Origin of the sequence: Agromyces mediolanus (assembly GCF_023715325.1) — a bacterium.
GTDB classification, from domain to species: domain Bacteria; phylum Actinomycetota; class Actinomycetes; order Actinomycetales; family Microbacteriaceae; genus Agromyces; species Agromyces mediolanus_A.
This window is the reverse complement of record NZ_JAMBNX010000002.1, coordinates 17,319-37,392: the sequence shown is the minus strand read 5'-3', so window position 1 is coordinate 37,392 and position 20,074 is coordinate 17,319. Positions and strand designations below refer to the sequence as shown.

Annotated in this window: 19 protein-coding genes; 5 read left to right on the top strand and 14 right to left on the bottom strand. The window is 72.5% G+C overall.

Annotated features, from left to right (window positions below; genetic code table 11):
- Positions 1-78: 78 nt before the first annotated feature.
- From M3147_RS03975 to M3147_RS03960, 4 genes are all read right to left on the bottom strand, one after another.
- The gene (locus M3147_RS03975) at positions 79-738 is read right to left on the bottom strand and encodes a methionine ABC transporter permease (RefSeq protein ID WP_251202189.1); all 660 of its coding nucleotides are present in this window, start codon (positions 736-738) and stop codon (positions 79-81) included.
- Complete coding sequence (locus M3147_RS03970) at positions 738-1,823, bottom strand: methionine ABC transporter ATP-binding protein (protein WP_251202188.1); 1,086 nt, start codon at positions 1,821-1,823, stop codon at positions 738-740. Before M3147_RS03970 ends, M3147_RS03975 begins: the two co-directional genes overlap by 1 nt.
- Before the next feature lie 95 nt (positions 1,824-1,918).
- Positions 1,919-2,830: a MetQ/NlpA family ABC transporter substrate-binding protein gene (locus M3147_RS03965; RefSeq protein ID WP_251202187.1), complete on the bottom strand. Its 912-nt coding sequence runs from the start codon at positions 2,828-2,830 to the stop codon at positions 1,919-1,921.
- Positions 2,831-3,062: 232 nt separating this feature from the next.
- The gene (locus M3147_RS03960) at positions 3,063-4,175 is read right to left on the bottom strand and encodes a serine hydrolase domain-containing protein (protein ID WP_251202186.1); all 1,113 of its coding nucleotides are present in this window, start codon (positions 4,173-4,175) and stop codon (positions 3,063-3,065) included.
- Positions 4,176-4,261: 86 nt separating this feature from the next.
- Between M3147_RS03960 and M3147_RS03955 the strand changes: the two genes are divergently transcribed.
- Entirely contained in the window at positions 4,262-4,795 is a 534-nt protein-coding gene (locus M3147_RS03955; RefSeq protein WP_251202185.1) for a PadR family transcriptional regulator, read from the top strand.
- Between the two features lie 42 nt (positions 4,796-4,837).
- On the opposite strand, the gene M3147_RS03950 is transcribed toward M3147_RS03955, so the two are convergent.
- The 7 genes from M3147_RS03950 to rsmI all read right to left on the bottom strand — a co-directional run bounded on the left by M3147_RS03950 (position 4,838) and on the right by rsmI (position 13,254).
- Positions 4,838-6,685 carry an ABC-F family ATP-binding cassette domain-containing protein gene (locus M3147_RS03950; RefSeq protein ID WP_251202184.1) on the bottom strand — a complete coding sequence of 616 codons (1,848 nt, stop codon included), beginning with the start codon at positions 6,683-6,685 and terminating at the stop codon, positions 4,838-4,840.
- 166 nt (positions 6,686-6,851) lie between these two features.
- The gene (locus M3147_RS03945) at positions 6,852-7,790 is read right to left on the bottom strand and encodes a 4-(cytidine 5'-diphospho)-2-C-methyl-D-erythritol kinase (RefSeq protein ID WP_251202183.1); all 939 of its coding nucleotides are present in this window, start codon (positions 7,788-7,790) and stop codon (positions 6,852-6,854) included.
- Positions 7,791-7,799: 9 nt separating this feature from the next.
- Positions 7,800-8,684, bottom strand: coding sequence for a 16S rRNA (adenine(1518)-N(6)/adenine(1519)-N(6))-dimethyltransferase RsmA (gene rsmA / locus M3147_RS03940; RefSeq protein WP_251202182.1), 885 nt, complete (start codon positions 8,682-8,684; stop codon positions 7,800-7,802).
- Complete coding sequence (locus M3147_RS03935; protein WP_251202181.1) at positions 8,681-9,562, bottom strand: TatD family hydrolase; 882 nt, start codon at positions 9,560-9,562, stop codon at positions 8,681-8,683. Before M3147_RS03935 ends, rsmA begins: the two co-directional genes overlap by 4 nt.
- A gap of 8 nt (positions 9,563-9,570) precedes the next feature.
- A complete protein-coding gene (metG, locus tag M3147_RS03930) occupies positions 9,571-11,130 on the bottom strand; it encodes a methionine--tRNA ligase (RefSeq protein WP_251202180.1) in 1,560 nt (519 codons plus the stop codon).
- 41 nt (positions 11,131-11,171) lie between these two features.
- On the bottom strand, positions 11,172-12,305 hold the full coding sequence (locus M3147_RS03925) for an NADP-dependent oxidoreductase (protein ID WP_251202179.1): 1,134 nt from the start codon (positions 12,303-12,305) through the stop codon (positions 11,172-11,174).
- 106 nt (positions 12,306-12,411) lie between these two features.
- Positions 12,412-13,254, bottom strand: coding sequence for a 16S rRNA (cytidine(1402)-2'-O)-methyltransferase (gene rsmI, locus M3147_RS03920; protein ID WP_251202178.1), 843 nt, complete (start codon positions 13,252-13,254; stop codon positions 12,412-12,414).
- Positions 13,255-13,347: 93 nt separating this feature from the next.
- Between rsmI and M3147_RS03915 the strand changes: the two genes are divergently transcribed.
- Positions 13,348-15,009: an HNH endonuclease signature motif containing protein gene (locus tag M3147_RS03915; protein ID WP_251202177.1), complete on the top strand. Its 1,662-nt coding sequence runs from the start codon at positions 13,348-13,350 to the stop codon at positions 15,007-15,009.
- An 18-nt stretch (positions 15,010-15,027) separates the two neighbouring features.
- On the top strand, positions 15,028-16,782 hold the full coding sequence (locus tag M3147_RS03910) for a phospholipid carrier-dependent glycosyltransferase (protein WP_251202176.1): 1,755 nt from the start codon (positions 15,028-15,030) through the stop codon (positions 16,780-16,782).
- Positions 16,783-16,789: 7 nt separating this feature from the next.
- Here M3147_RS03910 and M3147_RS03905 read toward each other — a convergent pair whose 3' ends face one another.
- Entirely contained in the window at positions 16,790-17,548 is a 759-nt protein-coding gene (locus M3147_RS03905) for a TetR/AcrR family transcriptional regulator C-terminal domain-containing protein (RefSeq protein ID WP_251202175.1), read from the bottom strand.
- Between the two features lie 140 nt (positions 17,549-17,688).
- Here M3147_RS03905 and M3147_RS03900 point away from each other — a divergent pair, with 140 nt between their 5' ends.
- Both M3147_RS03900 and M3147_RS03895 read left to right on the top strand, forming a co-directional pair.
- Positions 17,689-18,732 (top strand): NAD(P)-dependent alcohol dehydrogenase, encoded by a 1,044-nt coding sequence (locus M3147_RS03900; protein ID WP_251202174.1) that lies wholly within the window; start codon positions 17,689-17,691, stop codon positions 18,730-18,732.
- A complete protein-coding gene (locus M3147_RS03895) occupies positions 18,729-19,151 on the top strand; it encodes a hypothetical protein (protein ID WP_251202173.1) in 423 nt (140 codons plus the stop codon). Before M3147_RS03900 ends, M3147_RS03895 begins: the two co-directional genes overlap by 4 nt.
- A 36-nt stretch (positions 19,152-19,187) precedes the next feature.
- On the opposite strand, the gene M3147_RS03890 is transcribed toward M3147_RS03895, so the two are convergent.
- Together M3147_RS03890 and M3147_RS03885 are read right to left on the bottom strand one after the other, a co-directional pair.
- On the bottom strand, positions 19,188-19,517 hold the full coding sequence (locus M3147_RS03890) for a DMT family transporter (RefSeq protein ID WP_251202172.1): 330 nt from the start codon (positions 19,515-19,517) through the stop codon (positions 19,188-19,190).
- A 235-nt stretch (positions 19,518-19,752) separates the two neighbouring features.
- Positions 19,753-20,049 carry an antibiotic biosynthesis monooxygenase family protein gene (locus tag M3147_RS03885; RefSeq protein ID WP_251202171.1) on the bottom strand — a complete coding sequence of 99 codons (297 nt, stop codon included), beginning with the start codon at positions 20,047-20,049 and terminating at the stop codon, positions 19,753-19,755.
- Between the last annotated feature and the right edge of the window lie 25 nt (positions 20,050-20,074).

Below are 20,074 nucleotides of genomic sequence, written 5' to 3'. Positions count from 1 at the left end.
ACCCGACCGCCCGCCCCGCCCCGGCGCGGGCGGCGCTGTGTGCGGCCAGCTGATCGAGTACACCTACCGGCGCAGCACCTACCGGCGCAGCACCTTCCGGGCCAGCCAGTTGCCGAGGTACTGCACGATCTGCACGAACACGATGATGAGCAGCACTGCGGCCCAGGTCACGATCGGCTCGAACTGGCGGTAGCCGTAGAGCTGCGCGAAGTAGCCGAGGCCGCCGCCACCGAGGAAGCCGGCCATCGCCGACATGTCGATGACGGCGACGATGATGAAGGTGTAGCCGAGGATGAGCGGCCCGAGCGCCTCGCCGATCACGACCGTGGTCAGGATGCGCCAGGGCCCGGCGCCCATGGAGCGCGCCGCCTCGATGACGCCCGGCTTCACGGTGAGCAGGTTCTGCTCGACGATGCGCCCGATCGCGAAGGACGCCGCGAGCGACAGCGCGAAGACGGCGGCGTTCGTGCCGATGCCGATGCCGATGACGGCGCGGGTGAGCGGCTGCACCGCGGCGATGAAGATGATGAACGGGATCGGCCGGAAGAAGTTGATCAGCACGTTCAGCACGTTGTTCACGACGACGTTCGGCAGCAGGCCGCCGGCCCGGGTGACGTAGAGTCCGACGCCGAGCACGAGGCCGGCGAGTCCGCCGAACAGCATGGTGAAGAACACCATGTAGAGCGTCTCGCCGGCGGCCGTCCAGAACTCGGGTCCGAGATCGATGAGCTTGTCCATCAGCGGGTCTCCCCCGTCTCGGCGCCGTCCCCGGCGGACGGCCCGGCAGGCGGATCCGCGGGCGGCTCGGTCACCTGGACGAGCTCGCCGATCCGGGCGAGCGCCCCGTCGACCGCGGCCTGCTCGCCGCGGATCGCGAGCGTGAGATGCCCGAAGGCGCGGCCCCGGATGTCGTTGATGCCGCCGTACACGAGCTCGAACTCGAGCCCGGCCTGCGCGAGCTCCACGAAGACGCGGGCTTGCGAGGCATCCCCGTCGCGGAACGAGAGGGTCGCGATCCGCCCCGGGTGCCGCTCGCGCAGCACCGCGAGCTCCGCCGGTGACGGCACGCCCTGCACGACGGTCGAGACGAACTTGCGGGAGGAGGCGTGCTGCGGGTCGGAGAAGACGTCGAAGACGTCGCCCTGCTCGATGACGCGGCCGCCGTCCATCACGGCGACCTTGGTCGCGATCGACTGGATGACGTCCATCTCGTGGGTGATCACGACCATCGTGACGCCGTACTCCTCGTTCACGCGCTTCAGGAGCGCGAGCACCTCCTGCGTCGTCTCGGGGTCGAGCGCGCTCGTCGCCTCGTCGGCGAGCAGGATCCGCGGGCGGGTGGCGAGCGCCCGGGCGATGCCGACGCGCTGCTTCTGCCCGCCGGAGAGCTGGTCGGGGTAGGCCCGGGCCTTGTCGGCGAGCCCGACGAAGTCGAGCAGTTCGGCGACGCGCGCCGTGATCTCCGTTTTGCCCCAGCCGGCGACCTTGAGCGGATACGCGACGTTCTGCGCCACGGTCTTCGCCTCGAACAGGTTGAACTGCTGGAAGATCATGCCGATGCCGAGCCGCACGGCCCGCAGCTCCCGCTCCGGCAGCCCGGTGATCGCCCGCCCGTCGATCGTGACGGTGCCCGCGGTGGCGGGTTCGAGCGCGTTGATCAGGCGCACGAGCGTGGACTTGCCCGCGCCCGAGTAGCCGATGATGCCGGTGACCTCACCGGCCTCGATCTCGAGACTGACGTCGTCGACGGCGACGATGCGGGGCGCGCCCCGCTCGGGCGACGGGTACGACTTGCTGACGTTCGCGAGGCTCACGATGGCCATGCGGGATTCCTCCTCGGGTGCGGCGCGGAACGCGCCGACGGCTCCCGGGCGACGCGGGGTGCGCGCCGCCCGGGAGCCGGATGGTGGGACGTCGATCAGCCCTGCTGGGCGGCCGTGTCGGCCTCGACGTCGGCGAGGGACTTCTCGAGGTCGGCGACCGGGACCTGCAGGGAGACTCCGGTGCCGCCGGATGCCTCGTCGAGGCCGGCCTGGACCTTCGCGTTCGTCTGGAAGATCTCGACGAGCTTCGCGTAGGTGGCGTTGTCCTTGTCCTCGGCGCGCGCGGCGAAGATGTTCACGTACGGCAGCGCGTTCGGGTCGGCCGGGTCGTCCTGCGCGATGGCGTCGGCGAACGTGAGGCCGGCGTCCTCGACGAAGTCGTTGTTGATGATCGCGGCGGCGACGTCGGGCAGTGAGGTCGCGGTGATGGCGGCCTCGAGCGGGGTGACCTTGACCTTCGACTTCGCCTCGTCGATGTCGGCGATGGTCGAGAAGATCGAACCGCCGTCCTTCAGCTCGATGAGGCCCGACGACTGCAGCACGAGCAGCGCGCGGGCGAGGTTCGAGGGGTCGTCGGGCACGGCGACGGTCTCGCCGGCCGGGATCGACTTCACGTCGTCGTACTTCGTGGAGTAGAGGCCGAGCGGGTAGATCTGCGTCGAGCCGATCGGGGTGAGGTCGGCGTCGGCGTTCACGTTGTAGTCCGCGAGGTAGACGATGTGCTGGAACTGGTTGAGGTCCAGCTCGCCCTCGGTGAGGGCCGGGTTCGGCTGGTTGTAGTCGCCGAAGTCGACGAGCTCGACCGTGATGCCCTCCTCGGCGGCCGCCTCGACGAACGGCGCCCACTGCGGGTCGGACTTGCCGACGACGCCGATCTTCACGGTCTCGCCGCCGGCGGCGTCGCCCGAGGCGTCCGAGCCGGTCGAGGCGCACGCCGCGAGCGAGGCGACGAGGGGCACCGCGGCGAGCGCGGCGATGACGGAGGTGATGCGGGAACGTCGTGACATGGTGGGTCCTCTCTTGGTGGGCGCACGCGTTCTGAGGCCGTTGGGCTGTGGGCCGGCATGGCTCCGCCACGGAGGATGTCGGTGGGGGCTTCGATGCCGCGAACGCGGGTGCCCTCTTACGGTAGGCGAAGGTTCTTCGCCGTGTTGACCACGTGGTCACACAGTGTCACAGCTCCTGCGAGCGTCGTCACATATGACGATGGATGCTTCGAGCATCCAGTAATTCAATCATTCAGCGCGTCCAGCGCTGCAGGCAGCGCACCATGATCTGGAACGGCAGCACCCGCGCCTGCGTCTGGTCCACGGTGCCGGCGAGCATCACGCCGAGCTTCGGGCAGCTGAACAGCCAGGTGCCGGTCGAGCCGGAGTGGCCGACGAGCGTCGCAGGGCCGCTGCGGGGCAGATTCAGTCGGCTGACGCCGAAGATCATCGTGCCGAGGCCGTAGTGCAGGCTCGGGGCGTTGCGCAGCCGGTTGCGCCGCTCGGTCAGCAGCGCGCTCGTCGCGGGGTCCTCGAACAGCTCGCCCCGGACGAGCGCTCGCTCGAACGCGATGAGGTCAGCCGTCGTGCTGAACAGGTCGTGGCTCGCCGCGTACACGCCGTCGAGCTGCACCGGCCGCCGCCGCACGTGCAGCGGGAGGGGCGCCGGCGTCGCCGGATCGGCGGGGGCGCCGCCGGGGTGCCAGGTGCGGCCCAGCCCGAGCGGCGCGGCGATGCGATCGGCGACGAGCTGCGCGAAGCTCCGCCCGGTGACGAGCTCGAGGATGCGGATGAGCAGGAGGAAGCCCGTATCGGAGTAGGAGGCCCGCTGCCTCGGGGCGGACAGGTCCTGCGGCGGGAAGTGCGGGCGCTGCTCGTCGCGCGCGATCGCGATGGCGTCCTCGAAGCCCCAGTCGAGGTCGTGCCCGGCGCGAAGCTGCCGGTAGAGGCTCGGCCCGCCGCTCCGCCGCTCGTAGAAGTCGGGCAGTCCCGAGGTGTGGCTCGCGAGGTGGCGCACCGTGATCTCCGGCGTGCGGTCGACGCCCTTCCAGACGTGCAGCCGCGTCGTGACCTCGGCGGGGAGGTACGCCGGGATCGCGGTGTCGAGGTCGAGCTCGCCGCGCTCGTGGGCCTGCAGCACCAGGGCCACAATGAAGCGCTTCGTGATGGAGGCGATGAAGAACGGGGCGTCGGGGCTCGCGCCGGGCCCGGCGGCGCCCGACCAGCTCCGCCCGCGGTCGTCGGCGAGGGCGAGGCTCACGTGGTGCAGGCGGCGACGGGCGGCGAGGCGGTCGACGAGGGCGGTGAGCCCGAGGTCGAGCTCCTCCGGGACGGATGCCGCGGGCGCGGCAGTGGCGTGGCTCATGACAATCCTCAATCTCTCTCGTAGATATGTCTAGTAGATATATCTAGTAGATATGTCCTGCGGCGTCAACCGGCTAGGCTCGGCACGTGGCACACGTGATCCTGGGGCTGCTCATGCTCGCCCCGCAGAGCCTCTACGACCTCGTGAAGAGCTTCGAGGCGGGCGTCGGGCTCGTCTACAGCGCCAGCTCGGGCAGCATCAAGCGGGCGCTCGACGGCCTGCTCGCGAGCGGGCTGATCGAGGTCGAGAGCGTGCAGCCCGGCGGCCGGGGCCGCAAGGTCTACCGCACGACGGAGGCCGGCCGCGCAGAGTTCCGGCACTGGATCGACGGCCCGATCGAGGGGCCCGACCTCGAGACCGCGGCGCTCTCCCGGCTGTTCTTCCTCGGCCTCCTCGACCCCGCCGAGCGGGCGACGGTGCTCGGGCGCATCCGCGAACGGGCCGCGGCCAACGTCGCCGAGCTCGAGGCGGTCGAACGTCAGCTCGCGACGCTCGAGGTGCCAGAGGAGTTCCGCGAGGTGCTCGCCTACCAGCGGGCCACGCTCGACTACGGACTCTCCTCCGGCCGGCACGCGCTCGATTGGTTCACCGAGCGCGCCGCGCGCGAGGCATCCGCCTGAACCGGGAGACCGAGCACCACGCCGCCGAGCGGCGCGGCGCGCTCAGCCCAGCTGTTCGGTGAGCGCGAACCAGCGCTCCTCGAGCTCGGCGACCTCCTGCTCGGCGGCCGTGACCTTCGCCATCTCGGCGTTCAGCCGCTCGTAGTCGCTCTGGTCGAGCTCGGCGAAGCCGTCGCGCGCGGCGGCGATCTGCTGCTGCAGCTTCTCGATCCGCCGCTCGACGGCGGAGAGCTCCTTCTCGGCGGTGCGCCGCTCGGCCCCGGACAGCGCCGTCGCCGACGCGGCGGCGGCCGAGGCATCCGCCCCGCTCGAGGCGACCCGGGCCGCCCCGTTCGCCGCGCCCGTGCTCGCCCCGCGCTGCTGCTGCGCGCGGAGCTCCAGGTACTGGTCGACCCCGCCCGGCAGGTGCCGCAGCTTCGCGTCGACGATGGCGAACTGCTGGTCGGTGACCCGCTCGAGCAGGTACCGGTCGTGGCTGACGACGAGGAGGGTGCCCGGCCAGGAGTCGAGCAGGTCCTCGATCGCGGCGAGCATGTCGGTGTCGAGATCGTTCGTCGGCTCGTCGAGGATCAGCACGTTCGGCTCGGTCAGGAGGATGAGCAGCAGCTGCAGCCGCCGCTTCTGGCCGCCGGAGAGATCGCGCACGGGCGTCGCGAGCTGCTGGTTCGTGAAGCCGAGTCGCTCGAGCAGCTGGCCCGGCGTGAGCTCCACGGCCTTCGAGCCGTTGCCGATCGTGTAGCTCGTGCGCTGCGCGGCGACCACCGCGCTGACGCGCTCGTCGGCCCACTCGGCGAGTTCGGCGAGCTCCTGGCTGAGGGTCGCGATGCGCACGGTCGTGCCGCGCTTCACCCGGCCGTGGGTGGGGCTGACCGCTCCGGTGACGAGGCCGAGCAGGGTCGACTTGCCGGCGCCGTTCACGCCCAGGATGCCGGTGCGCTCCCCAGGCGCGATGCGCCACTCGACGTCGCGGAGCACGGTGCGGATGCCGCCGCCCGGCGCCGGGTAGTCGACGCCCGCGTCGAGCAGGTCGACGACGTCCTTGCCGAGCCGGGCGACGGCGAGCCGGCTGAGCTCGACCCGGTCGCGCACGGGCGGCACGTCCTCGATGAGCTGGTTCGCGGCGTCGATGCGGAACTTCGGCTTCGAGGTGCGCGCAGGCGCCCCCCGGCGCAGCCAGGCGAGTTCCTTGCGCATCAGGTTCTGCCGCTTCGCCTCGCTCGCGGCGGCCATCCGGTCGCGCTCGACCCGCTGCAGCACGTAGGCCGCGTAGCCGCCCTCGAAGGGCTCGACGATGCCGTCGTGCACCTCCCAGGTGCCGGTGCAGACCTCGTCGAGGAACCAGCGGTCGTGCGTGACGACGACGAGCGCGCCCTCGGTGCGGCTCCAGCGCTCCCGCAGGTGCCGGGCGAGCCAGGCGATGCCCTCGACGTCGAGGTGGTTCGTCGGCTCGTCGAGGAAGAGCACGTCCCAGTCGCCGACGAGCAGGGCTGCGAGGCCGACCCTGCGTCGTTGGCCGCCCGAGAGGTCGCCGGCCCGGCCGTCCCAGGGGACGTCACCGAGGAGCCCGGCGATGACGTCGCGCACCTTCGGGTCGCCCGCCCAGACATGCTCGTCGATGCCGCCGACGACGGCCTCGGCGACCGTCGTCTCCGGGGCGAGGGTGTCGGTCTGGTCGAGCATGCCGATGCGGATGCCCCGGCGCACCGTGACCCGCCCGGCATCCGGTTCGAGGCGGCCGGCGAGAAGCTTCAGCAGGGTCGACTTGCCGTCGCCGTTGCGGCCGACGATGCCGATCCGGTCGCCCTCGTCGAGGCCGAGGGTGACCTCGTCGAAGACCGTGCGCGTCGGGAACTCGAGATGCAGGCGCTCGGCGCCGAGGAGGTGTGCCATGTCCCGTCGAGCCTAGTTGCTGTTCCCGGGCGCGAGCCGCGAGCGCGAGCCCGGCAGCCCCGGCAGCCCCGGCGATCCGGCGATCCGGCGATCCGGCGATCCCGGCAGCCCGACAATCCCGGCAGCCCGGCGATCCCCGCAAGCCCCGGCCCGCTCGTGCCGAGGCTCAGCGCACGACGCGGGCGCCGTGCACGGGGCCGTGCACGTGCGTCGCCAGGTGCCCGGCCGAGGAGAGCGTGACGGCGAGCGAGATCGCGTCGTCGGCCCCGTCGGCGAGGAAGGCCAGCGTCGGACCGGAGCCCGAGACGAGCCCGGCGAGCGCACCGGCCGAGGCACCGAGCCGGAGGACGTCGTCGAGTTCGGGAGCCGAACCGACCGCCGCGACAGCGAGATCGTTGTGCAGGGCGTCGGCGAGGAGCGCCGGGTCGCCGGCCCGGAGCGCCTGCAGCACCGCAGGGTCGACGGCCGGCACGCCCGCGGGCGCGACGGACTCCGGCGGCACCCGGCCCTCGTGCCGCAGCCGGTCGAGCTCGCCGTACACCGCGGGGGTCGAGAGGCCGAACTCGGCGAAGACGAGCACCCAGTGGAAGGAGCCGGTCGCGAGCACGGGGCTCAGCCGGTCGCCTCGCCCGGTGCCGATGGCGGTGCCGCCGGCGAGCGCGAAGGGGACGTCCGCGCCGAGCTGCGCGGCGAGGCCGTGGAGCTCGTCTTTCGTGAGCCCGGTGCCCCAGAGGGCGTCGCAGGCGACGAGGGCGGCCGCGGCATCCGCCGATCCCCCACCCATGCCGCCGGCGATCGGAACGTGCTTGTCGATCGCGAGGTGCACACCCTCGGTGACCCCCGTCGCCTCGGCGAGCAGGCGCGCGGCGCGGACTGCGAGGTTCGAGTCGTCGACAGGCAGCCCCGACACGTCGACGCTGCCCGAGAACGAGACTTCGATGCCCGCCGCGGGCGTCGCGACGACATCCTCGTAGAGCGAGACGGCCTGATACGCCGTGGCGACGTCATGGTAGCCGTCGTCGCCCGGTTCGGCGACGCGCATGAAGAGGTTGATCTTGCCGGGCGCCCGCACATGCACCGACGGCTGGGCTGCGGCGATCGTCATGCCCCCACGCTAGTCGAGCTCTGCCCCGCCCGTGGCCGCACCCGCCGCGGCGTGCGCCCGGGCGATCGCGAGGAATTCCGGCATGCCGAGCTGCTCACCGCGGGCCTGCGGGTCGACCCCGGCCTGCTCGAGCACGGCGGATGCGGAGGCGGCACTGCCGCCGAGCACGCCGGAGAGCGCCTGCCGCAGCATCTTGCGGCGCTGCTGGAAGGCGGCGTCGACGAGCGCGAACGTCGCCCGGCGTTCGGCCTCGGTGCCCGGCTCCGTGTCGCGCTCGAAGCCGACGAGCACGGAGTCGACGTTCGGCACCGGCCAGAACACCTGCCGCGAGACCTGCCCGGCGATGCGCCAGTCGCCGTACCAGGCGGCCTTGACGCTCGGCGCCCCGTAGACCTTCGAACCGGGTCCCGCGGCGAGCCGGTGGCCCACCTCGGCCTGCACCATGACGATGCCGGCGCGGAGCGAGGGGAAATGCTCGAGCAGGTGCAGCAGCACCGGCACCGAGACGTTGTACGGCAGGTTCGCGACGAGCCGCACCGGGTCGCCCGGCAGCTCGGTGACCCGCAGCGCGTCCTGGTGCACGACCCGGAGCGAGGCGCCCGGCTGCAGCAGCTCGGCGGTCTTCGGGAGCTGCTCGGCGAGCCGGCCGTCGATCTCGACGGCGACGACGTCGGCGCCCGCCTCGGTGAGGCCGAGGGTGAGCGAGCCGAGGCCCGGACCGATCTCGAGCACGGTCTCACCGGCCTGGACGCCCGCGAGCTGCACGATGCGGCGCACCGTGTTGGCGTCGTGCACGAAGTTCTGGCCGAGCTTCTTCGTGGGGGTCACGCCGAGGAGTTCGGCGAGGTCGCGGATCTCGGCGGGACCGAGCAGCCCCTGGCGCGGTGCGGTCATGCGAGCCCCTCCTGCCAGGAGCCGTAGACACGCTCGGTGTTCTCGGCGAGCTGTGCGCAGAGCTCGTCGAGCGGCACCTCGAGCAGCTCCGCCATGAACCGAACCGTGAGCGGCACGAGGTACGGCGCGTTCGGTCGGCCGCGGAGCGGCGCCGGCGTCAGGTACGGGGCATCCGTCTCGACGAGGACGAGCTCCCGCGGCAGCACCCGCAGCGCCTCGCGCAGGTTCTCGGCGTTCTTGAACGTGACGTTGCCGGCGAAGGAGCAGTACCAGCCGGCGTCGGCCGCGGTGCGGGCGAGCTCCTCGCCGCCCGAGAAGCAGTGGAACACGGTGCGCTCCGGCGCGCCGACCCGGCGCAGCGTCTCGACCACGTCGTCGTGCGCGTCGCGATCGTGGATCTGCAGCGCGATGCCGTGCCGCTTGGCGAGGTCGAGGTGCGCCTCGAAGGCACGGTGCTGGGCGTCGCGGCCCTCCTCGCCGGTGCGGAAGTAGTCGAGCCCGGTCTCGCCGATCGCTCGGACCCTCGGCTGCGCGGCGAGCTCGTCGATGACGGCGAGGGCGGCGTCGAGCTCGCCCCTGGCCTCGAGCTCGGGCGCCTCGTTGGGGTGCAGCGCGACGGCGGCGACGAGGCGCGGCTCGCGCGCGGCGATCTCGGCCGACCAGCGGCTCGTCGCGACATCCGTGCCGACCTGCACCGCGCCCGCGATGCCGACCGCGGCGGCCCGCTCGAGGTGCTCGGCCGGCGACAGCGGCAGCGCGCCGTCGGCGATCTCGAGGTGGGTGTGGTTGTCGTAGACCGGCACCGGCAGCGGCTCGGGCGCCGGCGGGTACTCGGCCGCGCGGCCGCCGTCCGACCTCCGCCGCAGGTGCTCGCTCACGTCCGCGCCTACTCCGCGACCTCGACGCGCGGGAACAGCGCTTCGAGCGGCTGCACGCGCTCGCCGAGCTCGGCGTCGTCGGCACGGTCGATGCGCTGCGCCGTGACCTCGCCGGGGGCGCCGAGCGCCGTCCAGAGCTTGGCGCTCGCCTTCGGCACCACCGGCGAGAGCAGCACGGCGAGCGTGCCGAGCCCTCGGTAGGCGGTCGCGAGCACGGCCTCGAGCCGGTCGCGCTGCTCCGGGTCCTTCGCGAGCGCCCACGGCTCCTCGTTCGTGAGGTAGCCGTTCAGGGCGTCGACGAGCTGCCAGACCTCGGCGATCGCCTCGTGGATCGCGAGGCGGCCGATGGCGTCCCACGAGCGCTCGGTGGCGCGGCGGGCGATCGTGCCGATCTCGGCGTCGGCGGGGCTCAGCACGCCGGCGGTCGGCACGACGCCGTCGCAGTAGCGGGTGATCATCGCGACCACGCGCGAGGCGAGGTTGCCGAAGCCGTTCGCGAGCTCCGCCTGGTACCTGGCGGCCAGGTCCTCCCAGGAGAACGAGCCGTCCTGGCCGAAGGAGATCGCGGACATGAAGTAGAAGCGGAACGCGTCGGAGCCGAACACGTCGGTGATCTGCTCGGGGGCGATGCCGGTGAGCTTCGACTTGGACATCTTCTCGCCGCCGACGAGCAGCCAGCCGTGCCCGAAGACCCCGCGGGGCACGTCGAGGCCCGCGGCCATCAGCATCGCCGGCCAGATGACGGCGTGGAAGCGCAGGATGTCCTTGCCGACGATGTGCTGGGCGGGCCACCGGCGGGCGAACTCGGCCTCGTCGTCGCCGTAGCCGACGGCGGTGATGTAGTTCAGCAGGGCGTCGAACCACACGTAGACGACGTGCGTCTCGTCCCACGGGACCTTCACGCCCCAGTCGAACGTCGAGCGCGAGATGGAGAGGTCGGCGAGGCCCTGGCGTACGAAGCTCACGACCTCGTTGCGGGCCGACTCGGGCTGCACGAAGTCGGGGCGCTCCTCGTAGAGCGCGAGCAGCCGCTCGGCGAAGGCCGACATGCGGAAGAAGTAGTTCTTCTCGTGCAGCAGCTCGACCGGCTTGGAGTGGATGGCGCACACGGGCTGGCCCGCGTACTCGCCGGTGCCGTCGACGAGCTCGGACTGCTGCTTGTACTCCTCGCAGCCGACGCAGTAGTAGCCCTCGTACTCGCCGGTGTAGATGTGGCCCTCGTCGTAGAGCTTCTGCAGGAACCGCTGCACGTTGCGCTCGTGCCGCTCGTCGGTCGTGCGGATGAAGTCGTCGTTCGCGATGTCGATCGTCTCGAGCAGCGGCTTCCACGCCTCGGCGACGAGCTTGTCGGCCCACTGCTGCGGCGTAACGCCGTTCGCGGTCGCCGTGCGCAGGATCTTCTGGCCGTGCTCGTCGGTGCCCGTGAGCGACCAGGTGTCCTCGCCCGCCTGGCGGTGCCAGCGGGCGGCCACGTCCGCCGCCACCTCCGTGTAGGCGTGCCCGATGTGGGGCACGTCGTTGACGTAGAAGATGGGCGTGGTGATGTAGAACGAGGAGCCGTCGGCCATGCGCTCAATCCTACGGGCGCGGCGGATGCCCCGAGCGCCGGTTACGGCTGCGGCCGCTCCTCCGCCGGAGTCGTCTCGCCGCCGACCGGATTCGCCGCGGCATCCGCCTGTTCGCGCGCCGCTCGGTGCCTGCGCCGCACGCTGCCGTCGCCGATCGCGGCGGGCACCGCCTCGACGGCCTCGAGCCGCTCGTGCGGGGTCGGCACGCCGAGGGTGACGTCCTGCTCCTTGATCGCCGGCTCCTTCACCCGCTGCCCCGGGTAGTCGACGGTGCGCAGGCCGAGCACGATCTTGCCCGCGGCATCCCGTCGGTCGAGCGCCCGGTAGGCGGCCGCGACATCGGCCATCGGGAACACGTCGGCGATCGGCAGGCGCACCTGCTTTGCGGCGATCGCGGCGGACACCCGGCCGAGCGCGACGAGATCGCCCGCCTCGACCCTGGCCACGCCGTGCTCGTCGATGGCCTCCTCGTCGAGCACGGTGAGCACGCGCCCGGCGGGCACGCCGAGCGCGACCGCCTCGGCCGACTCGCCGCCGAGGAAATCGAGGAACGCGGTGACCGGCGCGGAGGTCGTCACTCTGACGCGCCCGGCGAGGCCCGGTCCGTAGCCGAGCGGCTGGATGCCGAACTGGCGCAGGAAATCGAAGCGCGCCTCCGCGCTCGTGCCGATGACGGCGGCGCCGTGCCGGCGTGCGAACTGCGCCGCGAGGCAGCCGACGCCGCCGGCCGCGGCGGTGATGACGACGGTGTCGTTCGGACCGAGGGCGAGCCCTTCGACGGCGTTCCAGGCCATCGTGCCGGCCGTGGCGAGCGACCCCGCCACCTCCCACGGGATCCCCGCCGGCTTCAGCATGAGCTGGGTCTCGGGAACGACGACGTGACTCGCCTGGGTGCCCTCGCCCCAGCCCATGACCTCGTCGCCGCGGGAGAAACGCTCGACGCCCGGGCCGGTCGCGATGACCACGCCGGCGAGGTCGCGCCCCTGTCGCGCGGGCAGCTCGACCGTACGGCCGGCCCTCGCCTCGCCGCGCCGCAGCGCGCTCTCGGCGGGGTTCAGCCCGGTCGCGTAGACCTCGACGAGCACCTCGGCGGGGCGAGGAAGGGGCGCCTCGACCTCCACGACCTCGAGCACCTCGGGTCCGCCGTAGGCGGTGAATCGCACTGCGTTCGACATGTCGCACCTCCACCCCCGGCGCGTCGGGACCGCTGCCTCGGCGCGGCCGGGCTCACCTCAATTGTCCCGCGTTCCGGTCGATTCGGGTGGGCCTTGCAGGAATCGGTCAGGGATGCTTCGATGCCCCGCCGGCGCGCTCGCGGAGTGCCGCCTCGTACAGTTCCCGCTTGCCGAGCCCGCTCGCCGCGGCGACCTCCGCCGCGGCATCCTTCAGGCGGATGCCCTCGGCGGTGCGCCGCAGCACGCGTGCGACCGCGTCGGCGGCGTCCGCCGGTCCCGGCTCGGGCGCACCGCCGACGACGATGCAGATCTCACCGCGCACGCCCTCGGCGGCCCAGTCGGCGAGCTCGGAGAGGGGACCTCGCCGCACCTCCTCGTGGAGCTTCGTGAGCTCGCGGCAGACCGCGGCGGGACGATCCGGTCCGAACGCCTCGGCGAGCGCGGCGAGGCTTGCGGCGAGCCGGCTCGGCCCCTCGAAGAACACGAGCGTTCGGCGGTCGGCGGCGAGCTCGCCGAGCCGGCGCGCCCGTTCTCCGGCCTTGCGCGGCAGGAAGCCCTCGAACGCGAAGCGGTCGGTCGGCAGGCCGGAGAGCGCGAGCGCGGTCACCACGGCGCTCGGTCCGGGGATGACGGTGACGAGCACGCCCGCGGCGGCCGCGGCGGCGACCAGCGGGAAGCCGGGATCGGACACCGTCGGCATTCCGGCGTCGCTCAGCACCAGGAGGTCCGCGTCGCGCGCGAGCTCGACGAGCTCGACGGCCTTCTGCCGCTCGTTGTGCTCGTGCAGGGCGATGAGCCGCGGGCGGTTGTCGATGCCGAGCGCGGCGAGCAGTCGCTGGGTGACGCGGGTGTCCTCGCTCGCCACGACGCGCGCCTCGGCGAGCGCGGTGCGCAGGCGGGGGGAGGCGTCGCCGAGATTGCCGATGGGCGTGGCGGCGAGGATGATCATGAGCCCAAGTCTCCCGCATCCGCGGCTGGAGGAGTTCTCCACAGATCAGGATCCGACCTCCAGTTTCGAAGGTGTGTTCGATAGTCTTGAGGCATGTTGCGAATCGATGAGCGGGCGGTGCCGCCCGGGGCGGAGCCACACGACTGGGCTTCGCCCGACGGGGCGACGCCAGACTGGGAGTCGCCCGACTCGGCCTCGCCCGACTCGGCCTCGCCAGACTGGGCCTCGCCAGACTCGGTCTCGCCAGACTGGGCCTCGCCAGACTCGGTCTCGCCAGACTGGGCTTCGCCAGACTGGGCCTCGCCAGACTGGGAGTCGCTGGATGCCTGGCGTGCGGCCTCGGCGGCCGGCGGCTCTCGCGCGGCGTTCGCCGAGCTGCAGGCCAACCTCGACGCCGCCGAGGGTGCGCAGCTTCAGAGCAACCGCCAGTTCGCCGCGCAGCTCGATGCGTTCCGTCGCGCGTTCGCCCTCGCCGACGCGCACCCCGAGCTGTACCTGACGGCCGAGACGCTGGCGGCCGGCGCCGGGAGCGGCCAGCCTCCGGCGCACGGGCCCCGGCTCGACGTGGCGGAGCTCGCCGCCCGCTCGGTGGCCGCCGAGCTGTCGATGCGGCTGCTGCTGCCCGCCGCGACGATCCGCAGTCGTGGCTTCGAGGCGGCGCGCTGCCACGACCTCCTCCCCCGGCTGTGGGGCCGGTTCCGAGACGGCCTCGCCTCCTACGCCGAGCTGCGCATCGCGCTCGACGCGATCTCGGGCTTACCCCTCCCAGCGGACTTCCGCGGAGCCTCGGCCGAGCAGCGGGCGGCCGCGCGAGCCGCCGCCGAGCAGCTCGCGACGTTCGACGACGAACTGACCGAGCTCGCCGGCACGGTGCCGCTCGCGCGCTTCCGCCGCCGAACACGTCTGCTCCGGGCGAGACTCGACCGGCCCGACGAGACGGCGGCGCGTCATGCGCGAGCGCACGCGCAACGCCGGCTCACGGTCGAGTCGGCCGATGATGGCATGGCCTGGGTCACGCTGTACGTCTCGGCGATCGATGCCGCCCGCATCCGCGCTCGCATCGGCGCGACGGCCGTCGAGTGCTCGGGGCAGCCCGGCGAGACGCGCACCCTCGATCAGCTCCGAGCCGATGTCGCGACGGCGCACCTCACGGGCGCCGGCACGCCGAGCGCGGTACGCACCGAGATTCTCGTCACGATCCCCGCGCTGACCCTCGTCGGCCGCTCGGGCAGCGGGGCACGGACCACAGCCGGAACGGGATTCGACCACCCGGCCGGTGCCGGTGCGGCGGGCACGCACCCCGACCCGCCGTATCTGCCCGCCGAGCTCGAGGGGCACGGCCCGATCGACGACGACACCGCGCGTCGACTGTTCGCCGAGGCGCCGACGTTCCTTCGACTAGCCACCGATCCGTTCACGGCTGCGCCACTCGCACTCGATCGCACGCGCTACCGGGTCACCGCCGCTCAACGCCGGTGGCTCGCGCACCAGTACGAGGGCTGCACGCGACCGGGCTGCACGAGTCCGGCCACGACGACCGATCTCGACCATCTCACCGCCTGGGCGCACGGAGGCACGACCGATGTCGACAATCTCGCCCCCGCATGCCGCGCCGACCACACCCTGAAACATCGAGCCCGATTCAGCGTGACCCGCTCCGCCGACGGCACGATCACCTGGCGCAGCCCGACCGGGCACCTCGCGCGTACCGAGCCGATCCCCGCTCGGAGCTACCCCGATCATGCGCCGTTCTGATGTCTTAGGGTTGGGCGCATGAGTGTCGCCGAGCCGCCGGAGCCGCCCGCGCGCGGCGACGACGGCCGGAGTACGCCGCCGTTCCCGGGCTCCGACCTCTTCACGGCCGACCCGTTTCCGCCCGAGCGCCCGCACGACCCGACCCCAGAGCCCTTTTCCGCCCCAGAGCCCACTTCCACCCCAGAGCCCACTTCCGACCCAGAGCCCACTTCCACCCCAGAGCCCACCGGCTCCCGACACGACGAGTGGTGGGCCCGACTTCTCGCGACCCCGCGGCGGCATGCTCTCTGGTATTGGGGCGGCCCGCTCCTCGTCACCCTGCTGGCGGCGGTGCTGCGGTTCTGGAACCTCGGCCACCCGCAGGCGCTCGTCTTCGACGAGACCTACTACGTGAAGGACGCGTGGACGCTCCTCCAGCACGGCTACGAGTCCACCTGGCCCGACGGCGCCGACGCCGACTTCGCCGCCGGTGACACCGACGTCTACGGCGATGCCGCCTCGTACGTCGTCCATCCGCCGCTCGGGAAGTGGATGATCGCGCTCGGCATGGCTGCATTCGGCGCCGACTCGGCCTTCTGGTGGCGCGCGTCGACCGCCCTGGCCGGCACTGTCGCCGTCTTCCTGCTGACCTTGGCCGGGCGCCGGCTCTTCGGCTCGACGATGCTCGCCGTGATCGCGGGGCTGCTCTTCGCCGTCGACGGCAACGCGATCGTGATGTCCCGGGTCGCGCTCCTCGACAACTGGCTCATGCTCTTCGCGCTGCTCGGGTTCTGGTTCGTGCTCCTCGACCGCGATTGGACGGCGCGCCGACTCGAACAGCGGGTCGGCGCCGCTCGCGCCGCCGGACGCGACCCGCACTACGGGCCGGTCGTCTGGGCCCGCCCCTGGGTGATCGCCGCCGGCGCGGCGTTCGGTGCCGCCGCCGCCGTGAAGTGGTCCGGTGCGTGGTTCGTCGCCGCCTTCGGCATCTACCTCGTCATCGTCGATGCCGTCGCCCGCCGCCGCGCCGGCCTGCCGCTCTGGGCGAGCGGCGCGGTGCTCAAGCAGGCGCCGGCGACGTTCCTCCTGCTCGTCCCCATCGCGGTCGGCGTCTACCTGGCGAGCTGGACCGGCTGGTTCGTCACGTCAGGCGGTTACGACCGGCACTGGGCCGAGACCGCCGGCAACGCGGCGACGGGATGGCTCTCCTGGGTCCCGCTCCCCCTGCAGAGCCTCTGGCACTTCCACCAGAGCGCCTACACCTACCACGTCGGCGTGCACACGCCGCATCCGTGGCAGGCGAACCCGCTGACCTGGCTGTTCATGATCCGGCCGACCAACATGTACTACGCCGATTCGGCGGGTTGCGGCGACGGGGGCTGCACCGAATCCATCATCGGACTCGGCAACCCGCTCATCTGGTGGGCCGCCGCGATCTCCGCGGGCTACCTCGTCTACCGGCTCATCCGGCGCCGGGAGTGGGCGGTCGGCGCCATCCTCGTCGGCCTCGCCGCGGGCTATCTGCCCTGGCTGGCCTACCTCGACCGCACGGTGTTCCAGTTCTACTCGATCGCGTTCGAGCCGTTCCTGCTGCTCGGGCTGACCTTCGTCATCGGCCTGATCCTCGGCCACCGCGGCGATCCCAGCTGGCGGCGCGAGCGCGGCATCCTCACCGTCGCCGTCTTCCTCATCGCGGTGGTACTCGTGTCGGCCTTCTTCCTGCCGATCTGGACGGCGCAGCCGATCCCGCCGCTGCTCCGGCAGCTGCACTTCTGGCTGCCGAGCTGGGGCTGATCCGGCGCTATCCCGCACCGTGCTGCAGCTCGGCGAGGCGCGTCTCGAGCTGGTCGAGCACGAGTTCCAGCCCGAAGTCGAACTCGTCGCCGTAGTCGTAATCGTGTCCCGCCAGCATCACGGCCATGAACTCGGTGAGGTAGGGGTACTCGTAGGCGGGCAGCGCCAGTCCGGCCGCGAACTCCTCCGCTCCCGCCTCGGGCGTGAACGGCAGATTGGACTCGGACAGCACGAAGCCGTACACATAGGCATCGACGGCCGAGAAGGCGTGACCGGCGAGCGGCACGTCGAAGCCGTTGGTGCGCAGCACGCCGAGCACCCGGTCGTGCTGACGGAGCACGGTCGGCCCGGGGTTCACCCGGGACTCGAGCAGCACGAGCGCCCAGGGATGCGCCGCGAGCACGGTCCGCGCCCCCTGCGCACGCTCGGTGAGCGCCTGCCGCCACGGCGCGCCGAGCTCCGCGAGCGGGAACCTCGAGAAGATCTCCTCGGCGATCGCGTCGAGCATGGCGTCCTTGCCGTCGACGTGGTGGTAGAGCGACATGGCCTCGACCCCGAGCTCGCGCGCGACGGTGCGCATGCTGACCGCCGAGAGGCCGCCCTCGTCGGCGACCGTCATCGCGGCGGCGACGATCCGTTCGCGGGTGAGCGGTGCGCGTGCACGAGTCGATGCCGCGTTCGACCTCCGGCTCGCCCGGCTCGCGCCGCTCGCCCGGCCCGCGCCGCTCGCCCGGCTCGCCCCGCGGCCCCCTGCTGCTTCGGCCACTCGCCCTCCCGACTCGTCCGCGTGCGCCGCCCGATCCGGATCGGATCCCCGCCGGGGGTCGATCGCAACTCGGCACTTGCGTCCTTACGAGTGTAAGGCTACCGTAGGCGCCAACAGACTTACAGGCGTAAGGGAGCAGCATGCGCGCAATCGTCGTCGAACGGTACGGCCCGCCCGAGGTGGCGCGGCTCGTCGAACGCCCCGACCCGGTGCCCGGTCCCGGGCAGCTGCTGGTGCGCGTCGAGGCCAGCACGGTGAACTCGGGCGACGCCCGCATCCGCGCCGGGCGCTTTCCCGAGGGCTTCGGGCCGGTCGCGCGGCTCGCCTTCGGGTTCCGGGGGCCCCGGCGCCCGGTGCTCGGCAACGTGGTGTCCGGCGTCGTGGTCGCGGTGGGGCCCGAACCGCGCGGACGCGCCGCCGCACGGCTCGCCGGCACCCCCGCGGCCCGACTCGCGGTCGGCGACCGGGTCTGCGGCATGACCGGGGTCGCGATGGGCGCGCACGCCGAACTCGTCGCCATCGCGCGCGGCAAGCTCGCGCGGATCCCCGCGGAGGTCTCGTTCGAGGATGCCGCGGGCGTGCTCTTCGGCGGCAGCACCGCGCTGCACTACCTGACCGACAAGGGCGGCATCCGTGCGGGCCACCGCGTGCTCGTGGTCGGCGCCTCCGGCGCGGTGGGCACGAACGCGGTGCAGCTCGCGAAACACTTCGGCGCCCACGTCACGGCGGTCACGAGCGGCCGCAACGCCGCGCTCGCGACCGAGCTCGGCGCCGACCGCGTCGTCGACTACCGGGCGACGCCACCCGAGGCGCTCGAGGAGCGCTTCGACCTCGTGCTCGACACGGTCGGCGCGCTCTCCCCGGCCACGGGCCGGCCCCTGCTCGCCGAGAACGGCCGGCTGCTCCTCGTCGTCGCGAGCCTCGGCGAGACGCTCACCGCCCGCGGCCCGGTGAAGACGGGTCCCGCCCCCGAGCGGGCGGAGAGCTTCGTCGCGCTGCTCGAGCTCGTCGCAGCGGGGCGGCTCCGGGTCGTGCACGAACCCGCGCTGCCGCTCGACCGCATCGCGGAGGCCTACGCGCTCGTCGACAGCGGGCGCAAGGTCGGGAACCTCGTGGTGCATCCGCACCCGGCGAGCACGCGTCGGCGGTCCGCGCGGCAGGCGCCCGAGCGGAGGCCGTCGTGACCGCCGAGACGGCCCAGGCCGTCGGCACCGCGGCCGGCACCGCCGGCATGGACCCCGTGCGCATCGTGCTCGCGGGCGCCTGGGTGTCGCTCATGCTGATCTACCTGCTCGGCGACGTGCTGCGCCTCTTCTCGGGCGACGCCACGCCGGGCCGCATCGACGGCACGGTGGCCACGAGCGGTATGTGGCTCACGGCCGCGCTCATCATGCTCGTGCCGATCGCGATGATCCTCGTGTCGCTCCTCACCCCGGCCGAACCGCTGCGCTGGATCACGATCGTCGTCTCGGCGGCGCTCGTCGTCTTCAATCTCGTCGGGATGCCCTACCCGGGCCTCTACGACAACGTGCTCCTCGTCGTGAGCTTCGCCGTCAACGGCGTGCTCGTCTGGCAGGCGCTCGCCTGGCGGCCGGCCGGGTGACCGACCGGGTGACCGGCCGCCGGCGAGCCGTGCCGGCTAGTGGCCCGAGCCGCCGTCGACGAACTTCAGCCCCACGACGCAGCCGACGAGGCCGACGAGCAGCGCGATCTTGATCCACGACACCTCGGTGTCGCCCGTGATCATCGCCCAGACGACGGTGAGCGCCGCGCCGATGCCCACCCACACGGCATACGCCGTGCCCGTGGAGATGTCGCGCATGGCCCAGGCGAGCCCGCCCATCGACAGCGCGAGCGCGCCGAAGAAGATGACCGAGGGCCAGAGCTTCGTGAAGCCCTCGGACTTGCCGAGCGCCGTCGCCCAGACGGCCTCGAGGACACCGGATGCGATGAGGATGACCCACGCCATGACTGTTCACTCCTGACTCGTTCGGCATCGATCGTACGGATGCCGTGCGCCAGTCGTCGTGTCCGGGTACTGGGTGCCCTCGTCCGGTGGCCGCCGGAGTGGGCGACCCGGACTTCAGCGTAGCAATCCACGCTGATCACGGCCTGTGCAACGCTGATCGCACCGCTGACCAGAGGTGGCGCAACGCCGACGCCGACCAGAGATGGCGCAACGCGGCGTGCGCTGCCGTCGCGCGCTACGCCAGTGCCACCCGGGCGAAGTGCTCGACGACGGGGAACGGCTCGTAGAAGCCGTGCAGGAGCTCCCGCCACCGGCCGTACTGCGCCGATCCGCGGAATCCGGGGTCGTGCGCCTCGACCGACTCCCAGCGCACGAGCAGCAGGTACTCGTTCGGCGTCTCGATCGAGCGCGACAGCTCGAGCTCGACGAAGCCGGGCATCGCCCGGATGATCCCCTTCGCCTCGAGGAAGGCCGACTCGAACTCCGCCTCTCGACCGGGGACGACGGGCAGGATCGCGTGCTCGAGGATCATCGCGCCAGCGTAGCCGCCGTGCGGC

Excerpts from the sequence above, each read along its gene's own strand:
- M3147_RS03975 (WP_251202189.1), bottom strand. The coding sequence starts at position 738 with ATGGACAAGCTCATCGATCTCGGACCCGAGTTCTGGACGGCCGCCGGC.
- M3147_RS03970 (WP_251202188.1), bottom strand. The coding sequence starts at position 1,823 with ATGGCCATCGTGAGCCTCGCGAACGTCAGCAAGTCGTACCCGTCGCCC.
- M3147_RS03965 (WP_251202187.1), bottom strand. The coding sequence starts at position 2,830 with ATGTCACGACGTTCCCGCATCACCTCCGTCATCGCCGCGCTCGCCGCG.
- M3147_RS03960 (WP_251202186.1), bottom strand. The coding sequence starts at position 4,175 with ATGAGCCACGCCACTGCCGCGCCCGCGGCATCCGTCCCGGAGGAGCTC.
- M3147_RS03950 (WP_251202184.1), bottom strand. The coding sequence starts at position 6,685 with ATGGCACACCTCCTCGGCGCCGAGCGCCTGCATCTCGAGTTCCCGACG.
- M3147_RS03945 (WP_251202183.1), bottom strand. The coding sequence starts at position 7,790 with ATGACGATCGCCGCAGCCCAGCCGTCGGTGCATGTGCGGGCGCCCGGC.
- rsmA (WP_251202182.1), bottom strand. The coding sequence starts at position 8,684 with ATGACCGCACCGCGCCAGGGGCTGCTCGGTCCCGCCGAGATCCGCGAC.
- metG (WP_251202180.1), bottom strand. The coding sequence starts at position 11,130 with ATGGCCGACGGCTCCTCGTTCTACATCACCACGCCCATCTTCTACGTC.
- M3147_RS03925 (WP_251202179.1), bottom strand. The coding sequence starts at position 12,305 with ATGTCGAACGCAGTGCGATTCACCGCCTACGGCGGACCCGAGGTGCTC.
- rsmI (WP_251202178.1), bottom strand. The coding sequence starts at position 13,254 with ATGATCATCCTCGCCGCCACGCCCATCGGCAATCTCGGCGACGCCTCC.
- M3147_RS03915 (WP_251202177.1), top strand. The coding sequence starts at position 13,348 with ATGTTGCGAATCGATGAGCGGGCGGTGCCGCCCGGGGCGGAGCCACAC.
- M3147_RS03910 (WP_251202176.1), top strand. The coding sequence starts at position 15,028 with ATGAGTGTCGCCGAGCCGCCGGAGCCGCCCGCGCGCGGCGACGACGGC.
- M3147_RS03900 (WP_251202174.1), top strand. The coding sequence starts at position 17,689 with ATGCGCGCAATCGTCGTCGAACGGTACGGCCCGCCCGAGGTGGCGCGG.
- M3147_RS03890 (WP_251202172.1), bottom strand. The coding sequence starts at position 19,517 with ATGGCGTGGGTCATCCTCATCGCATCCGGTGTCCTCGAGGCCGTCTGG.
- M3147_RS03885 (WP_251202171.1), bottom strand. The coding sequence starts at position 20,049 with ATGATCCTCGAGCACGCGATCCTGCCCGTCGTCCCCGGTCGAGAGGCG.